The sequence below is a fragment of the Synechococcus sp. PCC 7502 genome (genome assembly GCF_000317085.1).
GTDB lineage: Bacteria > Cyanobacteriota > Cyanobacteriia > Pseudanabaenales > Pseudanabaenaceae > PCC-7502.
The window spans coordinates 113,715-137,431 of sequence record NC_019702.1 but is presented as its reverse complement, the minus strand read 5'-3'; the positions used below and the strand labels follow the sequence as shown (position 1 = coordinate 137,431).

26 protein-coding genes and 1 tRNA gene are annotated in these 23,717 nt (G+C 41.2%); 18 read left to right on the top strand and 9 right to left on the bottom strand.

Annotated features, from left to right (window positions below; translation table 11 throughout):
* Positions 1–10 precede the first annotated feature (10 nt).
* Positions 11–958, top strand: a complete 948-nt coding sequence (thiL, locus tag SYN7502_RS00660) for a thiamine-phosphate kinase (RefSeq protein WP_015166966.1) — start codon at positions 11–13, stop codon at positions 956–958.
* Positions 959–1,014: 56 nt separating this feature from the next.
* Here the strand turns inward: thiL and SYN7502_RS00655 are convergent, their stop codons facing one another.
* The 5 genes from SYN7502_RS00655 to sufC all read right to left on the bottom strand — a co-directional run bounded on the left by SYN7502_RS00655 (position 1,015) and on the right by sufC (position 6,826).
* Positions 1,015–2,814 carry a peptidoglycan D,D-transpeptidase FtsI family protein gene (locus SYN7502_RS00655; RefSeq protein ID WP_015166965.1) on the bottom strand — a complete coding sequence of 600 codons (1,800 nt, stop codon included), beginning with the start codon at positions 2,812–2,814 and terminating at the stop codon, positions 1,015–1,017.
* A gap of 19 nt (positions 2,815–2,833) precedes the next feature.
* Positions 2,834–3,742: a class I SAM-dependent methyltransferase gene (locus SYN7502_RS00650; protein WP_015166964.1), complete on the bottom strand. Its 909-nt coding sequence runs from the start codon at positions 3,740–3,742 to the stop codon at positions 2,834–2,836.
* Positions 3,743–3,810: 68 nt separating this feature from the next.
* Positions 3,811–4,557 (bottom strand): SPOR domain-containing protein, encoded by a 747-nt coding sequence (locus SYN7502_RS00645; protein WP_041429147.1) that lies wholly within the window; start codon positions 4,555–4,557, stop codon positions 3,811–3,813.
* A 191-nt stretch (positions 4,558–4,748) separates the two neighbouring features.
* Entirely contained in the window at positions 4,749–6,053 is a 1,305-nt protein-coding gene (sufD, locus tag SYN7502_RS00640; RefSeq protein ID WP_015166962.1) for a Fe-S cluster assembly protein SufD, read from the bottom strand.
* The gene (gene sufC, locus SYN7502_RS00635) at positions 6,050–6,826 is read right to left on the bottom strand and encodes a Fe-S cluster assembly ATPase SufC (RefSeq protein ID WP_015166961.1); all 777 of its coding nucleotides are present in this window, start codon (positions 6,824–6,826) and stop codon (positions 6,050–6,052) included. Before sufC ends, sufD begins: the two co-directional genes overlap by 4 nt.
* A 428-nt stretch (positions 6,827–7,254) precedes the next feature.
* On the opposite strand from sufC, the gene topA reads away from it, so the two are divergent.
* The 8 genes from topA to SYN7502_RS00600 all read left to right on the top strand — a co-directional run bounded on the left by topA (position 7,255) and on the right by SYN7502_RS00600 (position 14,732).
* Positions 7,255–9,702 (top strand): type I DNA topoisomerase, encoded by a 2,448-nt coding sequence (gene topA / locus SYN7502_RS00630; protein WP_015166960.1) that lies wholly within the window; start codon positions 7,255–7,257, stop codon positions 9,700–9,702.
* A complete protein-coding gene (locus SYN7502_RS20380; protein WP_210391311.1) occupies positions 9,686–9,829 on the top strand; it encodes a hypothetical protein in 144 nt (47 codons plus the stop codon). The genes topA and SYN7502_RS20380 overlap by 17 nt, the downstream gene beginning before the upstream one ends.
* 26 nt (positions 9,830–9,855) lie before the next feature.
* A complete protein-coding gene (locus tag SYN7502_RS00625; RefSeq protein ID WP_015166959.1) occupies positions 9,856–10,761 on the top strand; it encodes an ABC transporter permease subunit in 906 nt (301 codons plus the stop codon).
* 113 nt (positions 10,762–10,874) lie between these two features.
* A complete protein-coding gene (locus SYN7502_RS00620) occupies positions 10,875–11,717 on the top strand; it encodes a 3'(2'),5'-bisphosphate nucleotidase CysQ family protein (protein WP_015166958.1) in 843 nt (280 codons plus the stop codon).
* 105 nt (positions 11,718–11,822) lie between these two features.
* The gene (locus tag SYN7502_RS00615; protein WP_015166957.1) at positions 11,823–12,884 is read left to right on the top strand and encodes a fatty acid desaturase; all 1,062 of its coding nucleotides are present in this window, start codon (positions 11,823–11,825) and stop codon (positions 12,882–12,884) included.
* Between the two features lie 227 nt (positions 12,885–13,111).
* Complete coding sequence (locus SYN7502_RS00610; RefSeq protein WP_015166956.1) at positions 13,112–13,708, top strand: hypothetical protein; 597 nt, start codon at positions 13,112–13,114, stop codon at positions 13,706–13,708.
* 323 nt (positions 13,709–14,031) lie between these two features.
* A complete protein-coding gene (locus SYN7502_RS00605) occupies positions 14,032–14,358 on the top strand; it encodes a hypothetical protein (RefSeq protein ID WP_015166954.1) in 327 nt (108 codons plus the stop codon).
* Positions 14,352–14,732 carry a YraN family protein gene (locus SYN7502_RS00600; RefSeq protein WP_015166953.1) on the top strand — a complete coding sequence of 127 codons (381 nt, stop codon included), beginning with the start codon at positions 14,352–14,354 and terminating at the stop codon, positions 14,730–14,732. Before SYN7502_RS00605 ends, SYN7502_RS00600 begins: the two co-directional genes overlap by 7 nt.
* On the opposite strand, the gene SYN7502_RS00595 is transcribed toward SYN7502_RS00600, so the two are convergent.
* Together SYN7502_RS00595 and SYN7502_RS00590 are read right to left on the bottom strand one after the other, a co-directional pair.
* Entirely contained in the window at positions 14,713–15,312 is a 600-nt protein-coding gene (locus tag SYN7502_RS00595; protein ID WP_015166952.1) for a CPP1-like family protein, read from the bottom strand. The two genes, SYN7502_RS00600 and SYN7502_RS00595, sit on opposite strands and share 20 nt — an antisense overlap.
* A gap of 81 nt (positions 15,313–15,393) precedes the next feature.
* Positions 15,394–16,104 carry a DUF2834 domain-containing protein gene (locus tag SYN7502_RS00590; protein ID WP_168130291.1) on the bottom strand — a complete coding sequence of 237 codons (711 nt, stop codon included), beginning with the start codon at positions 16,102–16,104 and terminating at the stop codon, positions 15,394–15,396.
* A gap of 42 nt (positions 16,105–16,146) precedes the next feature.
* Here SYN7502_RS00590 and SYN7502_RS00585 point away from each other — a divergent pair.
* Positions 16,147–16,219 (top strand) — tRNA-Arg (locus SYN7502_RS00585).
* 491 nt (positions 16,220–16,710) lie between these two features.
* Here the strand turns inward: SYN7502_RS00585 and SYN7502_RS00580 are convergent.
* The gene (locus tag SYN7502_RS00580; RefSeq protein ID WP_015166950.1) at positions 16,711–17,094 is read right to left on the bottom strand and encodes an AbrB family transcriptional regulator; all 384 of its coding nucleotides are present in this window, start codon (positions 17,092–17,094) and stop codon (positions 16,711–16,713) included.
* Positions 17,095–17,224: 130 nt separating this feature from the next.
* Between SYN7502_RS00580 and queG the strand changes: the two genes are divergently transcribed.
* Positions 17,225–18,172 carry a tRNA epoxyqueuosine(34) reductase QueG gene (gene queG, locus SYN7502_RS00575; protein ID WP_015166949.1) on the top strand — a complete coding sequence of 316 codons (948 nt, stop codon included), beginning with the start codon at positions 17,225–17,227 and terminating at the stop codon, positions 18,170–18,172.
* Between the two features lie 49 nt (positions 18,173–18,221).
* Positions 18,222–18,497 (top strand): MoaD/ThiS family protein, encoded by a 276-nt coding sequence (locus SYN7502_RS00570; RefSeq protein ID WP_015166948.1) that lies wholly within the window; start codon positions 18,222–18,224, stop codon positions 18,495–18,497.
* A 16-nt stretch (positions 18,498–18,513) separates the two neighbouring features.
* On the opposite strand, the gene SYN7502_RS00565 is transcribed toward SYN7502_RS00570, so the two are convergent.
* Positions 18,514–18,801: a hypothetical protein gene (locus tag SYN7502_RS00565; RefSeq protein ID WP_015166947.1), complete on the bottom strand. Its 288-nt coding sequence runs from the start codon at positions 18,799–18,801 to the stop codon at positions 18,514–18,516.
* Positions 18,802–18,953: 152 nt separating this feature from the next.
* Here SYN7502_RS00565 and SYN7502_RS00560 point away from each other — a divergent pair, with 152 nt between their 5' ends.
* The 6 genes from SYN7502_RS00560 to SYN7502_RS00535 all read left to right on the top strand — a co-directional run bounded on the left by SYN7502_RS00560 (position 18,954) and on the right by SYN7502_RS00535 (position 23,676).
* Positions 18,954–19,730: a photosystem II S4 domain protein gene (locus tag SYN7502_RS00560; RefSeq protein ID WP_015166946.1), complete on the top strand. Its 777-nt coding sequence runs from the start codon at positions 18,954–18,956 to the stop codon at positions 19,728–19,730.
* 115 nt (positions 19,731–19,845) lie between these two features.
* Entirely contained in the window at positions 19,846–20,319 is a 474-nt protein-coding gene (locus tag SYN7502_RS00555) for a globin family protein (RefSeq protein WP_015166945.1), read from the top strand.
* Between the two features lie 12 nt (positions 20,320–20,331).
* Positions 20,332–20,673 carry a hypothetical protein gene (locus SYN7502_RS00550; protein ID WP_015166944.1) on the top strand — a complete coding sequence of 114 codons (342 nt, stop codon included), beginning with the start codon at positions 20,332–20,334 and terminating at the stop codon, positions 20,671–20,673.
* A complete protein-coding gene (cbiB, locus tag SYN7502_RS00545; protein ID WP_015166943.1) occupies positions 20,674–21,687 on the top strand; it encodes an adenosylcobinamide-phosphate synthase CbiB in 1,014 nt (337 codons plus the stop codon).
* A 17-nt stretch (positions 21,688–21,704) separates the two neighbouring features.
* Positions 21,705–22,481, top strand: a complete 777-nt coding sequence (locus tag SYN7502_RS00540; RefSeq protein ID WP_015166942.1) for an RNA methyltransferase — start codon at positions 21,705–21,707, stop codon at positions 22,479–22,481.
* Positions 22,482–22,536: 55 nt separating this feature from the next.
* Complete coding sequence (locus SYN7502_RS00535; protein WP_246828949.1) at positions 22,537–23,676, top strand: serine hydrolase; 1,140 nt, start codon at positions 22,537–22,539, stop codon at positions 23,674–23,676.
* The last annotated feature ends 41 nt before the right edge of the window (positions 23,677–23,717 follow it).

Below are 23,717 nucleotides of genomic sequence, written 5' to 3'. Positions count from 1 at the left end.
TTAACCGATAATGCCGTCCCTGCGAGAAATTGGTGAACAAGGGTTACTAAAACTTCTCAAGCCTTTTTGTAGTGATCGCATGGGTGATGATGGTGCGGTCATGGGTGAATTAGCTCAAGGCTACGAGATGGTGGTTACCACTGATATTTTGATTGATGGTATCCATTTTAGTCCTCAAACTACAGCACCTGAAGATACGGGATGGCGGGCGGCGGCGGCAAATTTATCTGATCTAGCAGCCATGGGAGCAAGTCCTTGGGGCGTGACTTTAGCCTTGGGTTTACCTGCTGATGCTGATATTAATTGGATTTTAGGCGTTTATCGCGGCTTCACCGCTTGTTTGAAAGCATATAATACGGAACTAGTGGGGGGGGATACGGTGCGATCACTAGTCAAGACCCTTGCGGTTACTGCCTTTGGACAGGTAAAGTCCGATCAAATTATCTACCGACATACAGCCCAGGTTGGAGATTTAATCTTAATTACCGGCGAACATGGTTTATCTAGAGCGGGACTGGAGATTTTAGTTAATCCCGAATTAGCGCAAAATTTATCCATAGATGCGATCGCCAAGTTACATCAGGCACACCAAAGACCCCAGCCCCGTTTAGATATTCTGCCGTTAAGTTATCGGGTTAGTGGTATGGATAGTAGTGACGGGTTAGCAGATGCGATCGCCCAGATTTGTGATGCCAGTGGAGTTAATGCCGAAATTATGCAAGTCCCCATACCTGAGGAGGTTAAGCTTGTAGCCGATCAAGTAGGCGTAGCAGCAATCGATTGGGTGTTATATGGAGGGGAAGATTTTGAGTTGGTTTTATGTTTGGCTCCAGATCATGCTGAAAAATTGGTCAAATCCATACCCACAGCTAAAATTATTGGGCAGATTATTCTTAAAGATCAGACTCAAGAGAACTCCCAAAGGATCAATTTAAGTAAATCATTCCAACATTTCTAGTTGATTTCTAGTTGACTAGGTTAATCAAAATTTTTAATTAGCTAAAACTTTTCTAATTACTTAGCTTTGATCAGTTCCTCAGGATGGGTCGGCAGAATATTATCAGCGACAATTAAGCCCTCAATTACCGATTTAACCACGGGTGCTGCCACAGTAGAACCAAAGGCATCTGCGCCTACGGGTTCATCCACAACCGCTAGAATCACATATTTAGGCTGTTCAGCAGGAAAAATGCCCACAAAGCTGGTGATTTTAGCACGGACGTAGGTACCATTGACAGATTTTTGTGCAGTTCCAGTTTTACCCCCTAAGCGATAGCCAGGGATACGGGCGGGCTTACCTGTACCTTCTTGGACTACTGAAGTCATCATATCCACCACTTGTTTGGTAACGGCAGGGGTAAATATTTGGGTGGGTGGTTTAAAGTTATCAATAGTTTGTAACTTACCATTTTCATCAACTAAACCTCTAACCACATGGGGAGTAAGCCTTTTGCCACCACTAGCTAAGATTCCCTGTAGCTGCAGCATTTGAATTGGGGTGAGCGATAGTCCCTGTCCAAAGGCGGCGGTGGCAGGTTCAATTACCTGTTCTAAGAAAATGTCCTTAGATTTAAGGGTGCTAGCTTCTTCAGGATATAGGTCAATTCCCGATTTATCACCTAAGCCGATCGCCTGAAGCCATTTATAGTAAACCGCAGGGCGCATTTGTTGAATAATATGTACCATGCCCACATTACTAGAGCGTTGGAGAATTTGACTGATCGTTAAAGCCCCACCACCACCATTAGTTTCATAGTTAAAATTTGCCACTTGCCAACCGCCAATGGTGAGAGAGCCTTCATCATAAAATACTTGATCGGGTTGAATTGCTCCCACTTGTAAAGCGATCGCTACATTTAAAGGCTTAAAGGTGGAGCCTGGTTCGTAAAGATCGGAAACAGCCCAATTTCTGAGGACATCAGGGGTTTTGCTGTAGTTATAAAACTGGTTTGGATCAAAGTTGGGTTCCGTAACCAACACAGGTAGTTCGCCATTGTTGACATCCATTACCATTACCGTTCCCCGCTTGGCATGATATTTTTGGATTGTGGCTTGGAGTGCCTGTCGAGCTATGCGTTGTAGATTTTCATCAATCGTGAGTTGTAATTTAGAGCGATCACTGCGAATTATTTTTTCTGGCACATCGGCGGGAATGAGCCTACCTCTACCATCCTGACGGACATCTATGGTTTTATCGGTTTGGAGCAGTAGATGCTTCTCTTGGGTTAGTTCTACTCCTACCTGTCCTTTTTGTTCCCCATTGACATAGCCAATAACTTCGGCTGCTAGATTTTGTTGGGGATAAAAACGTTGATTTTTCTCTTCTAGTTCCAGTCCATCTACTCTAATTCCCTCAATGCTAATGTTACGAACCTGATTAGCAATAGATTCAGATAGCCACTTTTTAATTGTGACCGTGGTGGCATCTAAGGCTAGTAAGCTCTCTAATTTTTGGGGATCTTCACTCAAAATTGGAGCTAACTGGGCAGCAATATCCTTGGGGGCAAATTGTTTATAGAGATAGGGATGGGCTCGTAAATCATAAATAGGCTTATCTATAGCCAAAAATGCCCCATGACGATCAATAATTGGGCGGCGTGGTAGAAATGGCGTTAGGGTTCGATCTTGCTGAAGCGCAGCTTTTCTCTGCAGGTCTTGGCTTGTGGCGATCTGTAAATAGCTGAACCGAATAATTAGAGCGATCGCTACCACAACTAAAAATACCCAGACCAGAACTAACCGCATAAAGCTCTGGGGTCGAGCTTCAGGTATTTGGGTCTTGCGTTTTGTCGTTCTAACGGCAGTGGTTTTCATGGTTACGCTTGGGCTTTAATTAATCTGCCTCAGCCATAACTGTACGATGACGGGGGCTATTTGCTGTGATTGTAATATGCTTAAACCCGCAGGAAGCGATCGCACTTTCTAAGTCTAGGCTGAAGTATTGATCCAAGTAAGGCTCGGTACTTTTTAACAAAGTTAATATATAGGGTGGCATTTTGGCATAAATTTCTGATTGCGGATTCATATCCATAATCGCCAGATGTCCTTGGGGACGCAGTAATCTTTTCGCCTCTTTTAAGATATTTAAGGTTGCCCCTTGGGGAAGTTCATGACACACCAAGAAAATTGAGATCAAATCAAAGGAGTGATCTGCCAGCCCTGTAGATTCAGCCGCAGCGTGAACTAAGTTAATATTCTCAGATTTATTGCTATGGCTAATATTATGATCGGCGATCGCTAAAAAGTAAGGAGATAAATCTAAACCCGTAATTTTGGCATCGGGATAAATTGCCGCCAGTGCCAAGGTACTCATGCCCACACTGCAACCTAAATCCAGAATATCCTTAGGAGCTTGAACTCTTTCTTTAACTAGATCGTGATAGCTTTGCCTTAAAAGGGCATCACCTTTAGGATTAGTAGCACCCCACACCCGTGAATGCACAGCATAGGCAGCTACTTCTACTTCGCTGGCGGCATCCCAGCCCAAGTTCCCGTCACTATAGGCATGGAAGGGACGAATGTAATAGTCGGGATATTCTAGGCGAGGGTTTTCTAATTTTGTGCGCTTAGCTTCTAGGTCTTGCGATCGCAGATTATTCACCATATCCTGCCAAGAAAACCCAATTAAAGCAGCACGATCAATCATCATTTGTCGAGCTTTTTGTTTGGCAAAACTTGCTAGAGGCTTAATCGACAGCAATCCATTTACCAAACCCGTCATTAAATTGGGAGTCGCTACCATACTTGTTAAAAACTAAAATTAAAAACTAAAATCTTAAAATCAAATCAAAAATTTATGAGCCAAAACTATTAAAAGTAAATTACCCGTGAATCTAAACCCTGCGATCGCATAGTAGCATTAAGAGTCTCCGCACTGGAGCGATCGGGATAGCTTTGGACTTCAATGTAGCTACCACGATTGGAGGAACTAAGCTTGGCTGAAGGCACAATGGCACGGGCTTTAACCAACACGACCTCGGCTGTAGAAGGAATGATCACAAGGTAGCGATTGCGAGCCGCTTCGGTAATTTTAGATGCTTCAGATAAACTAGGCGGAGCAGGCAGAGGTGTAATAACAGGTGGAATAGTTAATGTATTGGCATTACCTGGAGTATAGGGAACATCTGGCAATGGCGGAGCAATGGGAACAGCAGTAACTGAAGATGAAGCGATCGGGACTGGGGCAGCTACTCTAACAGTTTGGACTTGGGCATCTATTCCAGCCCGCTTTAGCTCTGCAATCTGTCTTTGGGCAAAGTCAAGGTTACTAAACCTCCCAACTTGAACTACTCTTTGTCCAGAATCTAGGCTGCTAATAAAGGCATCTGGGGTGACAGTTTTTACTCTTTGGAGATTATCCGTATTTGGGACATAGACTAGGTACTGACTGCCATTATCACTATTAGTAATCGTGGGATTAGATTTTGGGGCTGAATAAGTGCTTCTACGAATGGTTACATCAGCAGGGAAAGAGACATTTTGAGCTAGGCACATCTGACCCGTAGCTACACCGAGTAAAATACCTATGCCAGCAATGTGATCTTTCAAACTAGACATAAAATTAAGACACAAAATATATGGAGGGCGGATTTGGCGTAAATCTACCACAAGGTATGCCCTTTTGCAATATTTTAAAATGTAGACTGCATATTTAGTCTAAGTTAGAAATTAACGATTTTCTAAGCTCTCTACAATGCGATCAATTGAGCGTACTTCTTTTACAAAAAATATTAGAATTGCTCTTAATACTAATGGGTTTTAGCAAGTACTAACTGACTTAAACTTTCCCTCAGTGAATCAACAGGAATTTGAGTAATGACTTCGGCAGCAAAGGCATAGGTCAAGAGTTTTTTGGCACTTTCTAAATCGATGCAACGACTTTGGAGATAAAAAAGCTCATCGGCATCAATTTGGCTAATGGTAGCTCCGTGGGCGCATTTGACGTTATCCGCAAAAATTTCTAGTTGGGGTTTAGTATCAATGCGAGCTTTGGGAGAAAGCAATAGATTACGGCTGAGTTGTTTGGAATTAGTAAGTTGGGCAGCCTGGGATACCAAAATTTTGCCATTAAAAATACAATGCGATCGCTCGTCGGCAATACATTTATGCAACTGTTGACTAGTACCATTGGGGAAATTATGGGCGATCTGGGAGTGAGTATCAGCTATTTGCTCTCCGCCAATTAAGGTCAACCCATTTAAGGAAGTTTCCGTATGCTCACCTAACTGCTGGATATGGAGATTGGTGCGGGATTTTTTGGCACCTAAAACGATGGAATTTTTAATGTAGGCACTGGAACGCTGCTGGACGATCGCACAATTGGAAATCCAAATCGCTTGATCACTTTCGGTTTGTACCTTGGTGTGATTAATACGGGCATTTGCACCTACATAAATTTCCGTCACAGAATTACAAAAATGCAGAGAGTCCTGTCCAATATGAGTTTCTACTAAATTTAAGCTGCCGCCAGACTCGACAATTACTAGGCAACGAGGTTGGGAAATCGTATTTTGATGGGAGGCAAATAGTAACTGCACCGTAGGGATAAAGTTGAGATTCTTTGGAATATAGACCACGGCAACATCATCGATACTGGCGGTATTTAGTGCCACAAAGAAATCTTCAGCATCCGCATACTTACCCAAATGGGGAGACAAACTTGCGGTTAAATCTATGCCTAAATGGTTAAAGTTATTGAGGCTACCGATAAATACCCCCGTTGGTAATCCTTCAAGGGCAGAAAATTCAATAGAAAACCTACCATCAATGAATGTAATTAAACTTTCGGCGGATTCGGGCAAAATATGAGCATCGAGGATATTAATGGGATTAGTAATCGGGTCTTCAGATTTATCTACAGCATTAACTAAAGCAAAACCAATATCTCTTAATTCTGAGAAATCATTATTGCGCCATTCTTCATCTTTAGGAGTTGGAAATTTTAAATAATTCAGGCGATCGCTAGCCTCAGAACGTAAAGTTCTTAACCATGCAGGAGAATGATCAAAACTTGGTTGCTGTGATAACAGGTCTTGGGCAAATAGATCAATCATGCCTCTACCTCTTCCGTAATCCAGTCATAACCTCGGCTTTCTAGCTCCAATGCTAGCTCTTTACCACCAGTCATGGCAATTTTGCCACTTTCCATCACATGAATAAAATCTGGCACAATATAGTCTAATAGGCGTTGATAGTGGGTAATTAACACTGTGCAATTATCGGCACTAGCCAATTGATTAACCCCATTCGAGACAATGCGGAGAGCGTCAATATCCAGCCCAGAGTCGGTTTCATCTAAAACTGCTAATTTTGGCTCTAAAATTGCCATTTGCAGGATTTCATTGCGCTTTTTTTCGCCACCAGAAAAACCTTCATTTACACTGCGGCGCAAGAAACTTGGATTCATTTCTACAACTTTTAATTTATCTTGGACAAAATCATCAAAATCCAGTAAATCCAGTTCAGGCAGTCCCTTTTGTTTTTGTAAGGTATTGTATGCCAGTCTTAAAAAATCAGCATTAGTGACACCAGGGATTTCAAGGGGATACTGAAAAGCCAAAAACACCCCAGCCCGCGATCGCTCTTCGGGTGGCAACTCTAATAAATTTTTGCCCAGAAAAGTAACCTCTCCCCCTGTAACTGTGTAGTCGGGATGTCCAGCTAAGACCTTAGAAAAAGTACTTTTACCTGAGCCATTGGGTCCCATGATCGCATGAACTTCTCCAGACTTAACTTCTAGGTTTACGCCTTTCAAAATTTCCACACCTTCTACTTCTGCCGTCAGATTTTTAACCGACAGAATGACTTCACTATTTTCTACAATCATTTTTAAGTTTTTGTCTTTATCTTATTACAGTATTACAGTCTGGTTCATAAGGTGGTGTAATACCCAATTCTCTGATATGAATCTGGCTTTACCCAATTACGACAAAATAATTCGTTCTTTGGCTTGTTCGTCAGAATTTTGCTTTCTTGTATTTCAGCAGTCGGGCGAAAATCACTAACTTGATGGGTTTGGCCATTTTATCTATAGAGCCTGAATTGATTTTATCAATAGTCATAAAATTTTGATCCATGGCGATCGCCCACCAAACCAATTAATCAAACAAATTAATAAATATTTACCCAACCATGCCCCCAAGGAGGCGATCTAAAGGTAGAGATTTTGGTAAACATAGAATATAAGCTATGTTAGTTCTAGACTATCTGAAAATTAATAGCTTAAAAGTTCAATCTCTCTAACTGCCATCACCCATGTCAACCCTTGTTATTGTCGAGTCACCTACCAAAGCCCGCACTATTCGTAATTTTTTGCCCTCTGGTTATCGAGTAGAAGCATCTATGGGGCATGTGCGTGACTTGCCACAGTCAGCTAGTGATATTCCTGCCAGTGTTAAATCTGAGGCTTGGTCAAAGCTAGGGGTAAATGTAGAGGCGGATTTTGAGCCATTGTATATAATCCCCAAGGACAAGAAAAAAATTGTTTCTGAGCTAAAAGCTGCGCTTAAAGATGCTACAGAGTTGATACTAGCGACGGACGAAGATCGTGAAGGTGAGAGTATATCTTGGCATTTGCTAGAAATTTTGCGTCCCAAAGTGCCAATTAAGCGCATGGTATTCCATGAAATTACCTCCGAAGCGATTAAAGCGGCTTTGCAAAACTGTCGAGATGTGGATGAAAAGTTAGTTCATGCCCAAGAGACTAGACGGATTTTAGATCGGTTAGTAGGTTACACGCTGTCGCCATTATTATGGAAAAAAATTGCTTGGGGCTTATCGGCTGGACGGGTGCAGTCGGTGGCAGTGAGGTTATTGGTAAATCGAGAACAGGAACGGCGGGCGTTTAAGTCTGGTAGTTATTGGGATTTGAAGGCTACCCTGTTTGCTCCCGATCATGAATTTCCCGCCCAGTTAGTTAGTTTAGGCGGTAGGCAATTAGCCACAGGTAAGGATTTTGATGAATCCACAGGTAAAATTGCTAAGGGTAAAAATGTTTTATTACTAGATGAACCCAGTGCGATCGCTTTACTGGAAAGATTAAATGGCAAAGTCTGGACTGTCACCCATCAAGAGGAAAAACCTACTACCCGCAAACCTTCTCCTCCTTTTACCACATCGACCCTCCAGCAAGAGGCAAACCGTAAATTGCGCCTTTCCGCACGGGACACAATGCGAACAGCCCAAGCGTTGTATGAGCAAGGTTTTATTACCTATATGCGGACAGATTCGGTACATTTATCCGATCAGGCGATCTCCGCAGCTAGAAATTGCGTGAGCCAAATGTATGGGGAAAATTATTTAAGTCCTAAGCCACGGCAATATGCCACTAAATCTAAAGGAGCTCAAGAGGCGCACGAGGCAATTAGACCTGCTGGAGCAAGTTTTCGTACCCCCCAACAAACGGGTTTAAGTGGTCGAGAGTTTTCTCTTTACGATTTAATTTGGAAACGCACTATTGCCTCCCAAATGGCAGATGCCAGACAAACTATGATCTCGGTACAGATAGGGGTAGAAGATGCCATTTTTCGTTCTTCAGGCAAACGTATCGATTTTGCAGGGTTCTTTAGGGCATACGTGGAAGGTTCCGATGATCCAGACGCAGCGATCGAAGGACAGGAAATTGTACTGCCTAAGTTAATTATTGGGGATCATCCTGTCTGCCAGCAGTTACAACCCGTGGGTCATGAAACTCAACCACCTGCCCGTTATACTGAGGCATCCTTGGTTAAAACCCTAGAAAGTGAAGGCATTGGTCGTCCTAGTACCTACGCTAGTATTATCGGTACCATTTGCGATCGCGGCTATGCCCAATTAACCCACAACACGCTGATCCCGACCTTTACTGCCTTTGCGGTTACGTCTTTACTGGAAGAGCATTTCCCCAACTTAGTGGATCCCAGCTTTACTTCCAAAATGGAACAGACTCTTGATGATATTTCCACGGGTAGTGTGGAATGGTTGCCCTATTTACGCAAATTCTATTCGGGTAAGGCTGGACTAGAAACCTTAGTTAAAGATCGAGAACAGGCGATCGACCCTGATACTGCTCGCACAATTACCCTAGTTGGACTAGAAAATATTAAAGTTAAAATTGGCAAATTTTGGGCATATATTCAAGTTAATGAAGGTGAAAAACAGGTATCTGCCTCAATCCCTCAAGATTTAACCCCTGCGGACTTACTACCCGAAAAAATCGAGATTATCCTCAAGCAAAAATTAGAAGGTCCCGATCAAATTGGTATTCATCCTGAAACTGGAGAGCCAATCTTTTTGCTGATGGGGCAATACGGAGCTTATGTGCAGCTAGGACAAGCCACCGATGCCGTGCCTAAACCTAAACGAGCCTCTATTCCTAAAGGAGTAGCACCCGAACAAGTAACCCTAGCTATGGCGGTAGATTTACTTAAAATGCCAAGGGAACTAGGAGTGCATCCAGAAACAGGTAAAAAGATCGAAGCGAATCTGGGTAGGTTTGGTCCCTACGTCGTTCATAAAAAGGGTGGGGCTGAGGGCAAGGATGATTTCCGATCGCTTAAAGGTGATGACAATCCTTATACAGTAACCCTAGAACGTGCCTTGGAATTACTAGCTCAACCTAAAACATTAAGAGCAGGGGCAGCTAAAGTGATTCGGACTTTGGGTTTACATCCTGTGGATCAAGAACCAAGCGATCGCCCTATTGTCAGTGAAAGAACCAGCTAAATCCGCAGCGAAAACTAAGACTAGAGCTAAATCCACAACTAAGTCCACCGCTAAAACTACTACCAAGACAAAAGCTAAAGCCAAAGCCACTAAGCCAAAAAAATCTACGGTTAAAGCAACAGGTTAGAAATATCTTTAGAAATAACTAAAACTATGCCTAGGCACTTGAATTGGCAAAGGATTTTACCCGCCCTAATGCAAATATTGGTCTTGAGCCTTGTCATTGGTTTAGGCATAGTTATTTGGGGAAATATTAACCGTAATCTCGAACAAACAGGAATCAGGCTAGGCTTTGATTTTCTGAACTCCCAAGCGTCTTTTAATCTGCGGGAAACCCCAATTTCCTATCAGCCTACGGATACGTACAGCCGTGCGCTTTTAGTTGGGCTAATTAATACCCTTAAGGTCATGGTGATCGCCATTGGATCAGCAACGATCCTAGGATTTACCATTGGCATTGCCCGTTTATCAGGCAATTGGCTAGTGCGGAATCTGGGCATGATCTATGTGGAGATAATTCGGAATACGCCTTTATTACTCCAAATATTTCTGTGGTATTCGGTTTTTCTGAGTTTGCCTAAGGCATCCATAAAGCTTGTGTGGGGTTTGGTTCAAATTAATATAGAGGGAATTAATTTCCTAGGTTTGCATTTCTATCCAGAGTTCTCAGCTTTAGTAATCGGGTTAACAATCTATCAAGCCAGTTTTATTGCGGAAGTAGTAAGAGGAAGCATTTTGGCAATTTCCCAAGGACAGTGGCAAGCCGCCAGAGCGATGGGATTTAAAAATCTACAAGTTTTACAGTTGGTGATATTACCCCAAGCCTTTCGCATCATTATTCCACCCTTGACCAGTCAGTATGTGAATATTGCTAAGAATTCTAGTTTAGGGGCGGCGATCGCTTACGAAGATATGTATGCCATTGCTTCTACTACTTTTAATCAAACGGGGCGATCAGTCGAAGTGGTAGGGCTACTAGCAGTTACCTATCTAGTCATCAGTCTTAGCATTTCTCTAATTATGAACTTAGTTAACATAGCCTTTCCAAATCGGATATGAGCAAAATCTACTTAATTACTAGTTAATGTTTACTTAACGAAACGACTGCGGTAGTGATTGAGATTTAACCTAACATTAGTTAATATTGCCGTGATCAGTCATCCGAGGTCAAAATGCCTAGTCTTGAAGAATGCCTGCATATTGGTCGGGCGATCGCATGGGGAGCTTCTGATATTTTATGGAAATACTATCAATCACCAGAAACATTACAAATTAAGAATAAAAGTGCCGACGAAGGAGATGTAACCGATGCTGATATCGCTGCAAACGAATATATTTTAAGTAATTTATATAGGGAATTTGGTACCAAGGACTTTGGCTATTTAAGCGAAGAAACGGAAGATACTAGCGATCGCTTAAACCACGATTGGGTATGGGCAATTGATCCCCTTGATGGCACCAGTGATTTTATTAAACGCACAGGAGAATTTTCAGTACATATTGGCTTAAGTTATCGCCAAAGACCAGTTTTGGGGCTAGTGGCTGTACCTATGGCTAATCATTTATATACAGCAATTAGAGAGCAGGGTGCATACCTAGAAGAACGTAATGGGAAAAAAGTTAAAATTCAAGTTTCGGCTAAAACTGATATTAATTCCATGATTGCGATCGCCAGCCGTAGTCATCGTACCGCCGAATTAGAGCTAATTTTAAGTAAACTGCCCAAGGCACAGGAACTTTCTGTAGGGAGCATTGGTGGAAAATTTGGAGCGATCGCCTCTGGCACTGCGGACTACTACATTTCTGTTTCAGGTACCTCTGCCCCTAAAGATTGGGATTACTGCGCCCCCGAAATTATCCTAACAGAAGCAGGCGGAAAACTAACTCATTTTGATGGTACTGCCCTCACCTACAATAACCCCGACATTACCCAATGGGGAAACATTATTGCCAGCAACGGTCACAAACATTTGGAGCTATGTAACCTGAGCCAAAAAATATTAGATAGTTATTAAGTAAAAACTAGACGGAAAATATGGAGTCAAGTTCCTAAGGCGGGGATCAAGGGGATAAAAAGGTTGTATGCTATGTAGGTATTTTTATTGTTAAGAGATTTTAAGGTGACACAAAACACATTAGAAAATGACTCCAGAAATTTGCATACAGACGAAAAACTACCATTTACCCTTCAAGATATTAGAAACGCTATTCCCCCTGAATGTTTTCAGCCATCTATAACTAAATCTCTTTACTACTTTTTTTTTGACTTATTTATAATCGCTGGATTGTATGCGATCGCTGCTCAGTTAGATTCTTGGTACTTTTATCCTATATTTTGGTTAGCTCAAGGCACTATGTTTTGGGCTTTATTTGTGGTCGGACATGACTGTGGACATGGTTCCTTCTCTAGGTACAAATGGCTCAATAATTTAGTTGGACATCTAGCACATACCCCAATCTTGGTACCTTTTCACGGTTGGCGCATCAGTCACCGTACCCATCACCAAAATACTGGCAGCCTCGAAAATGATGAAAGCTGGTACCCAGTCACAGAAACCAAGTACAATGAGATGAGGTGGATTGAAAAATTTGCTCGCTTTGATATTTCCATGCTTGCCTATCCCCTTTACCTATTCAAACGTACACCTGGCAAGTCTGGCTCCCACTTTTTACCCAGTAGTCCAATTTTTAAACCTTCGGAAAAATGGGATGTAATCACTAGTACCATTGCTTGCAGTTTAATGATTACGCTTTTAGGATTTCTTACCTATCAATTTGGCGCACTATGGCTAGTTAAGTTTTACCTAGTTCCCTACGTTTTATTTGTGGTGTGGCTAGACTTTGTAACTTTCTTACACCATACCGATACAAATATTCCTTGGTACAGTGGCAGCAACTGGAATTTTCTTAAAGGCGCACTATCAACCATCGATCATGACTATGGATTTATCAATGATATTCACCACAATATCGGTACCCACGTTGCCCATCACATTTTTCTGAGCATTCCCCACTACAATCTCTTAACCGCTACTGAAGCAATTAAACCCGTTCTAGGTAGCTATTACCGTAAGTCCGAAGAATCTATATTCAAAGTCTTCTGGCGTGCTTATAAAAATTGTCACTATGTCTCCGACGGACAGAAAACGGTTTACTACCAACCTGCTGCGGATAAATCTTAAGGTTAATCTTGGATGATTTTCATGGAGGGACTAAAAGGATTCCCCATAAACCCTCCATAACTTCTGCTCATACTTATCTGTTAAATACTTCTTAGTAGCTGCGACAGAAGCTAGGACACTACTTGAGTAAGAGCAGCACCCATAAATGGGCATTGGTGCAGACAAAAGATGATAAGCTAGCATCAAAATTTGCTACTTGACTATAGCATTAAGCAACTAGAACTCTTATGGTGGAAACATTCGGAGCTATTTTTGTTCCTTTGAAGTCTGATTGTGTCGATCGCCTTCAGGATTGGCTTCAGACAAGAAATTATTATGGAAGAGATTCAAAAAAAATAGTTGTTTTACCTGAAAATTCCTTTGCTGTCGTGGAAGAGTATGGGAGAACAAGTGATACTCCGAGATGGCTTCCAAGTCGTGAAAAACTCGGTGATCCCCTTACTGTTCCTCAAAAAGGGATTCTCCCTGAATTGTCGGTTGATTTTGGGGAAGCTTTCGCCTTCATCATGTTTGATGATTACATCGATTACCAGCATTGGAAAGAGGGAAAACTGGTAAGGTTTCTTGATGGAAGCGCAGAAGGCTGGGACACTGCTATCGGAACTCCCGACCCATGGGAGGAAGACTTTTTCTTTTCCCTTGAAAAACTTGATAACCGCCTTAACGACCTTCGGGATTGGGAAGAACTCACGCTCGAACGAGAAGCAGAAATTAGGAAAATGTGGGCGGAAAAAGTCATCAGGAGTGGAGCTACTGAGCCTCAGTCAACAGGGACGGCTAGGGCAATTAGAATTCACTATTTCCCAACTAATCCTTTCATTTGAAACGCAAGTCAATAGAGATGTGTGGTAAGTTGGGAATATCTGAAGCGGGTGAACTCAAGCATTCAATAAAAAATTCTAAGGCTGTATTTTATACTAATTTCCTAAGATTAAGCTACAGTTCATTCAACGAATATAGGACTATTAGCTTTTGTTGCGGGTCATCTGTAGTTCTGTTTTCTGGATTTGGTATTATGTTAAATACACACCAATGCTAAAATCGCAGATTTGTTCTTTTAAGGCTTTTATTATTACTCCTAAAACGACTGCTCGCCAGCTATGCTCCTTAGCTAATGCCTTCTCCATAAAACACAATTTCCTTAACTATGAACCAACTAAAGAAACTGTTGCAGCGTGATCAGTCTGAAACTGAAATTACCAAACAAGCAATATTTTCAGATTGGCTTCTTTTTGTGGAAATCGACCTTGAAGGAGAGTCGCTTCAGTTCTCCGAGTCACGAGTGCTTGGTCTGAGAGGCAATGATGAGTATGAGTGTTTTGAAATTCCTGTTGACAATGGTAAATATGCGATCGCATCTCGTGTTGTTAATCATGGGGCAGATGCCAGGGTAGCTGCTATGCGTGCATATCCTAGTGAAACTGATACGAGCAAGCTGTTAGTAGTTGGCACAGTAATTCAAGTCTTATGGTGACGGCTAAAATTCGTGGCAATCAAGGCGAAAATTTGGTCGTCCAACTCCTAAAGGCACAAGGTTGGGAAATCTTGGCAACTCAATGGTACTGCCCTTGCGGGGAGTTAGATATAGTTGCCTGCGATCGCCATCGGTTAATATTTGTAGAAGTAAAAACCCGTAGTTTGGGTAACTGGGACGAAGATGGGGCATTGGCAATTACTAAATCTAAGCAAAAGAAGCTATATATTTCAGCCTTAGAATTTCTGGGGCAGTATCCCCATCTATCTAACTTAGATTGCCGATTTGATGTTGCCCTTGTGAACATAGATAAGTCTGGTATTTACCAACTTTATAACTATATAGAGTCTGCTTTTAGCGCAGAAGAGTCGTGACGAGCCACATGACCAAAAGGATAATTGCTGTAGAAATTGACAGGGAAAAACCATGAATAATTAAAGGTAAAAGCCCTACTGCCAAGGATACACCTATAACCAGTCCCACCAGTGCCAGAAGTAAAGAACGCCAGAACCGATTTTCCTTAGACTTTAGAAAATAAATGCTTGCCAACAGGGCGATTGCCATCCAAATGCTATTAGAAGCAGGCAGGAAAATACTTAATGCTAATAATCCCGCAAAAGTACATGTGTAAGTGACTAAATCTTTACGGCTAGGACGATCTAAAGACTCGGACAGCCATCGCAACTTAGCAGGAGATGCCACGGGTTGGAGTATGCTTGGAGATGTCGTAATATTTTTTTCGGGAAACCTAATCCGATCTGGAACCTTAATTTTACCCTCCTGTCTAGCCTTAAGCCGATCCATAAGTATGGCATCATAGGCAGCTTCAACTAATTCTTGGGCGGGAGTATCTCCATCTAGCTCCACAATTAGGCGATCGCGCGCATCCTTAATTTCCTCGAAAGAGGCATCTTCTGTGACTCCTAGTTTTTTGTAGGGAGTAAAGTCAGTCATTTTAATTAGCTTTTGGCTACTTAAGTTAGTGTATTAGGCATATATTAACCCATTCCTATCAAAGATAAGATTAATTAAATCTCAAGATGCTAAGGTTTGATTTTGGCTAGGTTCAGAACTAATTAAAGGCGATCGCATACATAAATAACTCAATACCCCAAACAGAGGAACTACCGACACTAGCATATACGTTTGATTATTTTCCATCCCTCGGCGCTGCATATCATCACTCAACAGCCACGGAAATAGTAAACATAGCAAGCAAAAATCTAAGCTCATCACATGGATAAAGCGATTAGTTTGAAATTGGTGAATAAAGTCAATCCAGTCACCTTTCCATACTCCATAGGCAACTAAATACGCTGCTGCGATCGCCAGCAAAATTCCTGTCAATTTAGAGTCAAATACCTTAATAAGCCAGTTCTGCTTACCAATAAAAGTTGGATTGGGCTTTCTCAAGGCAAGGTAAGGGAGTAAACCAAATGCTCCAATAAAAAAGGATAAAATCACAAATATCCACGCTGGAATTTTCTGCCCCCGCCCATCAGCAAATAAAAGACAGGCATAGATACCAGGGATAACTCCCATGATATTAAAAAGCGCAACTATAGCAGGGTTAATTCCTTCAATATGTCCAGCGATTAAATTTTGAATTAAAGTGTTTGTCTCAGGCTGATCGGTTGGTGCGTAGAGAAAAGCATAGGTACCGAAGGCTACCCAAATTAACCCAAAAACTATTCTTTTCACCATATAAATGCGGCTTAGGGAGTACATCTGTTGGTATGTTAGCATCAAGAGCCAAACATCGCTAAAATAGTGATATGATTTCGATGCGGGCATATAGCTCAGTGGATAGAGCACCAGGTTCCGGTCCTGGGTGTCGGGGGTTCGAGTCCCTCTATGCTCATAGTAATTACATCCTTAAAGATTAGAGATAAAGGTTATCTAGATTTTTTCTTTATTATCTAGCCCATTTTGCTAATTCAATTAAGAGTCTTACTAGGGCGATCGCTATACTAATTACTGAAGCAGCTGATATTACCCCATTTCACTACACCCCAAGTTCAATCTTCCCATTTTTGCATTGACCTAGTTTCTTAGACAAGTAGTGAAGCTAAGTTTCTAAAATGCCCTAATTGCTTTCCAAATTTATCTGATTGAGCAATTTCTATCTATCTCAGGTGTGATTTTGGACTAAAAACGTAGGAAGTCAAATCAGCTAACTTTAATAATTTTTGTCATAAATTTGATAAGTATATAATAAAGTTAAAATCTGATAACTATATGAATTTGCTGGTTGAAGTAGTTAAGTAAAATTTAGCATCAGTCACTCCTATATTTAGAATGTTTGCGGTGTTTATAATAGTTATTTCTAAGTTCGGGAAAAATTAACTTCGCTCATGCTTCAGAGTCAATAGTACCTAATGGCTTAAGCTGAATATGTTTGCGTCCTAACCTAATTTCTAATTCATCGCCAGGATTTAAACCCATTTGTGAAGTATAGGCTGAGCCAATTAATAAATTCCCATTTTTTTGAACGCTAACTCTATAACTTGCACTTCTGCCACCTTTGGTAGAACCTTTGGTATCAAGCTTAATGTTAGCTGCTTCCATTAGAGCATTTAAAAACTTCATGGAATTTATGCGATCCTTACCTGTTTTGGTTACGGTAGAATAACCACAGGCTTTAGCTTTCTCTTCCTTAGATAAATGTTCTAGTTCTTTAACTTTTTGGAGTAATGCTTCACCTTCTAACATTACAGGTTGCTTAATTTTTGCCATTGATTCTAATGATTTAAAACACAATTAATCCTAACATTCTAGTATCTAAGATAACTCGTATTTTCGTCAAATCTTTTCTTAATTAGTAATTATTTTGCAATATTAATCCCAACAAATTCCCAACAAATTTATGGTGCAGTCTGCTGATATTAAACAAAAGGCTTATGAAATTGGATTTGATCTGGTAGGAATAGCGATCGCTGATTTAGAAAGTTACCCTGAAGCTGACAGATTGAAAAGTTGGTTGGCATTGGGTTATCACGCTGATATGGCATGGATGGAAAATCCTAAACGTCTGAATATTAAAGAACTTATGCCTTCGGTAGAGTCCGTAATTTGCGTGGGATTAAATTATTACACCTCAAATACTCACTCAAATATTCACGTTGATGATCCTGCCATTGCTAAGATTTCTCGGTATGGGTGGGGACGGGATTATCACCGTATATTAGGTAAAAAACTAAAAATTCTCAGCCATTGGCTACAGTCGCAAGGTGAGGATATTGAAACTCGGTATTACGTTGATACTGCTCCGATCGCTGAAAAAGCATGGGCGCAAAGGGCAGGAATTGGCTGGATTGGGAAACATAGTAATTTAATTAGCCGAGGGTATGGCTCATGGATATTTTTAGGGGAGATTTTAACCAACATAGAATTAGAACCAGATCAACCCCATACCGAACACTGTGGTACCTGTACCCGTTGTCTTGATGCTTGTCCAACGGGGGCGATCGCTCAGCCATTTGTAGTAGATGCTAATCGTTGTATTGCATATCACACCATTGAAAACAAGTCCGAGGCATTACCTGAAAATATAAACCTTAATAACTGGGTGGCGGGTTGTGATATTTGCCAAGATGTCTGCCCTTGGAATCATCGCTTTGCTCAAGAGACTAAAGTTCAAGAATTTCAGCCCTATCCCCAGAATACTGTCCCAAATTTAGCTGACTTAGCCAAAATTACTGATCAAGAATGGGATAAAAACTTTACAGGTTCTGCCTTACGTCGGATTAAACCTGATCGCCTGCGTCGAAATGCTAAAGCGGCAATGACTGCTTTTATGGCAAAATTAGAGTAGTTTTGTTCAATCAAATTTCTTACAAATTTCACTTATAAATTCCTTAGATATGGCTCTCAAAGTTTTAATTCCCACTCCCCTGCAACAGTTAACCAATAATCAAGCCGTAGTTGAGTGCGAAGGTAGTAATGTCACCGAAATGCTAAATTCCCTAGAAAGTAACTGCCCGGGGATTAAGGCTCGTATTTGTGATGAAGCGGGAAACCTGCGCCGATTTGTTAATTTCTATGTTAACAGTGAAGATATTCGCTTCTTAGATGGTGCTAATACAGTGCTGAATGATGGAGATGAGGTTAGTATTATTCCTGCGATCGCTGGCGGCTAACTATTAATTCAGTAATTTAAGTATTAAATACCGAATCTAGGAGCCATTGCAAAGACTCTTTGGGGAAGTCCGAAGGTGGTTTATTTGTGGTTCCCCATTTTACAAACCACTTACCTATGCCACCAATAAATACCGAGATTTGGTTAAATACTTCTTGGGGTGAAATTTTTAAGCCCATTTGTAAGCCAAAAACAATCAAAGTCACAATCAGGGCGGTTTGGAAGGAAGTTTTGAGAATACTCAGCAACCCCCACATCAAAAAGAAAGAAACAGCAAGGGCTCCAATAATTAGCGGCAGATTCATGGGTGATCACCTAGGATAGGTTTAGGGTGAATTATATTGACTTTTAATTTTATTTTAATTTACCTTCAGAGTTCTCACCATAATCAACATGATTTGTGAAATGAACTAAGGCATTACTGAGCGGATTGTGAATATTTAAGCAGAATATTAAAATGTTGCCACGGGATTTATTAACTGGATTAGAACACCGAGAAGTTATCAGCCGACTCTTAGATTTAGGCGATCAGGCGTTGCAAACATGGGAAGTGGTATGTAGTGATTTTCTGTCTCCGTCAGAGCTAATTGAGGCACAACAGGTATTTAAGAAATTTACTGAAGTTAAGTTCGTAATCTACGGTGGCTATGCCCAAGCGGAAAGATGTCGGATGGCGATCGCCCACATAGATTTACCCCTAGAACCAGAGATGGTTAATTTAGCAGCTATAGATATTAGTGGTAATTTTTTATTTGATCCCGCTAGCCATCGAGACTTTTTAGGAGCAATTTTAGGTACAGGTATTGAACGTCAAAAAGTTGGAGATTTGATTTTACTGGGAGAAAAAGGAGCGCAGGTGATCGTGGTACCAGAGTTGGTGGAATATTTAAGCGTAAGTCTCAACCAAGTTCGCACTGTCCCTGTTAAAGTTCGCAGTATTGAACTAGCAAATTTAAAAATTAGACCACCCCAAACTAAAGAAATTGCTACGGTTGAAGCCTCTTTGCGTTTGGATGCGATCGCTTCGGCGGGATTTGGCATGTCTAGGAGTAAGATGGTCGATTTTATTGATGGTGATGATGTGCGGGTTAATTGGAAAAGTGTAACCCAGCCTAGTTATCAGCTTAAATCCGGTGATCTTGTAGCGGTAAGTGGTAAAGGACGATTGGCAGTCGGGGAAATTACCGTTACGAAAAAGAATCGCTACCGTGTGTTGCTTACTAGATTTCTTTAAGGAGCCGTCTTAGGATATTCATTAGATACGCATTGCTACAAATTTTTATTAAATCTTGATCGCCTGTGTCCAAACCTATAGATAATTATCACTGGGGATCACTTTAGGAACTTATATGTTTGTCAATTTAGAAAAGTTAAGTGTGGAAACTGATGGCAGATATGCTAGTGATGATGAATTAGAGTTTATTAACACTTACATCAAGTCCTTTAGCCTGCGTAAGCAAGTCTATCAAAAACTAAAATCCCTTGAAGCCAAGATTGTCGAGCAAGTCTATACAAAACTGCGATCGCTCGATCCCAAGCTTTTGCAAAATGGGGCTGAGGATGTATCGGACAAATGGAAACGGGATACCTTAAGAGTATTACGATATGTGGCTTTAACTGTTTTGATTGATGATGACGATAACCTCAAGAATCAGTTTTTAATTTGGTTTCAAACAATTATGCAAGCCTTTAATGCTGAGCGTAGCTGTGATGCCACCTATAATATTATGCAGCAGGTGGTCAAGCAGCTTTTAGAACCGCAGGAAGTCGCTTTAGTGAGCCCAGTGCTAGAGTTAAATCGTAATTTACTCGGTAAAAAGTAATTCTTGATCAGTATGACAACTGAAAATTCCTCTTCAGAATTTCTCATGAATATTGAGGCTGTACAGAAGGCTTTGGGGAGATCGCGTCCTTCCCTATATCGTTATGCCAATACGGATGTGGAAGAAATTAATTTACCCTATGATCCCAAAAAGTTAAATCCTGAACTGCGCCAAAATCGCAATGAGCCTTTGTTGTTTCACCCAACGGAAGTATCTCGGTTCGCTAGGGATGTCTTAAAAATTCAACAGGTCACGATTCAAGTGCAAGAGTCTCCCGTAAATACAACTAATCAGATTTTGCAGCAGATTTTAACTGAACTCCAAGCCATTCATGCCCATTTGAAAAACCAGTAAATGATTCTGGTTACTATCTTAGTTTTAGCAGCTTTTATAGACTATGTAATTGGTGATCCTGTTAATTTTCTCCATCCTGTGCAGGTTATGGGATGGGCGATCGCAGGGTTTACCAACTGTGTAGTTTTCACAGATACCAACAAAAATACTAAAATCCCTAAATTTTCACCTGTGGTCATGAAGCTATGGGGCATAGTTCTAGGCTTTAGCCTCATTGCCATAAGTGGCGGGATCACTTGGTTAATAATTAGCTTTTTTACCTATCTGGATTTAAGGCTAGGCATAGTAGTTTCCAGTATTCTCCTCGCTAGTTGTTGGGCTGGGAAAAGTTTAAGAAATGCGGCAGAAGATGTATTAAATGCGCTGAAGCAAGAATCTGATAATCTAATCAAGGCACGCCAGCGATTAAGTCAATATGTGGGCAGGGATACTGAGAACTTAACAGAGCCAGAAATTTTACGCGCAGTATTAGAAACTATTACCGAAAATGCTGTTGATGGAGTTACCGCCCCATTATTTTATGCTTTGCTAGGGTTTACTTTATTTTTAACTCCCAGTGTAGGTGTAGCGATCGCTATGGCATACAAAGCTGCTAGTACCTTGGACTCTATGGTGGGCTACCGTTATCCTCCCTATGCAGACTTAGGTTGGTTCAGTGCTAAAACCGAAGATGTTTTAACTTGGCTTCCCTGCCGCTTAACAGTAATAACTTTGGGCTTAATTTCAGGTAAACCTTTAGCAGTATGGCGTATTTGTCAACGGGATGCGATCGCCGATCCAAGTCCTAATTCTGGTTGGAGTGAGTGCATTTATGCGGCAATTTTGGGCGTTCAAGTCGGGGGAGCTAATCAGTATCGGGGAGAAATTAAATACAAACCCTCACTTGGAGATGATATTGATCCGATTACGCCTAAAACTATTTACCAAGCTTTGCATCTAACTCGAATTTGTTGTTTGCTATGGTTAGGTTTGGGAATTACTGCGATCAGCATTTGTTCATTCATAAAAACTTAGATCAACAACTTAGATCAATGTTAGAGATTCGGATTATCTTGGTGGAGCCATCGGGAGCATTAAATGTGGGTTCGATCGCTAGAGTCATGAAAAATATGGGACTATCGGAATTATGGCTGGTAAATCCAAAGTTTGATCTGACCAGCGATCGTTATGCCAAAGCCGCCCAAGATATGGCAGTTCATGCCCAAGATATTCTCGATAGTGCCAAAGTTGTTGATGATTTACCCCAAGCTTTAGGTGGTTGTCAAAGGGCGATCGCCACGACGGGACGCACAGAAATTACTACCGAAAGCCCTGAAGTTGGGATCAGGTGGCTCCTAGGAATTGAGTCTGGAGTTGATTTTGAGTATTTACCTAATATGGAAATAGGAGCGATCGTGTTTGGGCGGGAAGACCGAGGTTTAACAAATGCTGAGATTGCCTACTGCCAAAAGGTGATCCAAATTCCCGTATCGCCAATTTACCCATCAATCAACCTTGCCCAAGCAGTAGCAATCTGTTGTTATCAGCTTCAGATTTTATTACCTCCAGTAAATTCTGCTTCTCAAAATCTAAAAAATAAAGAAAATACAGATTCCGAATCAGCGATCGCCTGCCTAGAACACTTAGAGGCATATTATCAAGACTTAGAAGCGGTTTTATTAAAAATTGGCTATCTTTTTCCTCACACATCCTTTAGTCGCATGCAAAAATTACGACATTTATTTAATAAAGCAAATCTGACAAAACCTGAAATTGATATGTTACGTGGCATTATCCGTCAAATTAATTGGGCAGCACAAGAGAAATAATTTGAATAATGATTTGAATTTTTACAAAATTTAGTTACTATATTTGTCACAAGGTGTGAGTAAACAAAAATTTGTGGCAACAGATCGACCAACGCGACTAAGTTCTAAACGTTCTACTTCAGAACCGCAACCATCAACCACCCCAACTACAGTAACGGGGAGAAGAAGAACTATGGTCAAAAAAGCACCTAAAAAATCTGTATTTTTACCATTCTTCGGCATATTCCTCCAGTTAGTAATTATTGGCATCGGCATAAGTGTAATAACTGGTACATCCATTGCCTTTTTTCGCCCTGAACCTGTGGTGGTTGCTCCCCCCGAAACTACCCCGACTGATACGCCTAAGACAACTCCAACTACCTCACCTCTCCCTGAACCTGCTACCAAAACTGAATTAACCGAATTAACCACCAAAATTAATGCCCTGACTAAATCCCAGCCAGACATTACTGTGGAGACCTACTTAACTGACCTTGATAGCGGGGGGTATGTCAATATTAAAGGTAGTGAGGCGATCGCTTCCGCCAGTATGATTAAAATTCCAGTATTAGTCGCATTTTTGCAGGATGTTGATGCTGGTAAAGCCCGCTTAGATGAGCAGTTAGTGCTAAGTAAAGATGTGATTGTCGGTGAATCGGGAGGTTTGCAGTACGAACCCGTTGGCACTAAAATATCTGCCCTTGAAACTATAACCTTGATGATCATCATCAGTGATAATACTGCTACTAATATGATTATTAAGCGCATCGGTGGCATAGAGGAGGCAAATCAAAGATTTTTAAGTTGGGACTTAACTTCTACGGTCATTCGTAATCCCCTCCCTGATTTAACTGGGACGAATACCACCAGCCCAGAGGACTTAGTTAACCTTTTATCAATGGTGGAACAGGGTAAAATCCTCTCTCCGCGCAGCCGCGATCGCCTGATGGATATTATGCACCGTACTAAAACTAATACCCTTCTGCCCCAAGGTATTCCCCCTGATGCTCGAATTGCTCACAAAACCGGTGATATTAAATCCGTAGTTGGTGATGCCGGAATTATCGATATGCCAAATGGGAAAAGATATATTATTTCCGCGATCGCTAAACGACCTAGTAACGATCAAAGGGCAAATGAACTAATTCGGCAAATTTCCCGAACGGTTTATACGCACCTGCAAGATATGCCTAAGCCGAAACCAGTTGCCAATTAATCACAGGTTAATTAGGATATTCATTTAGAATCATAATTTTA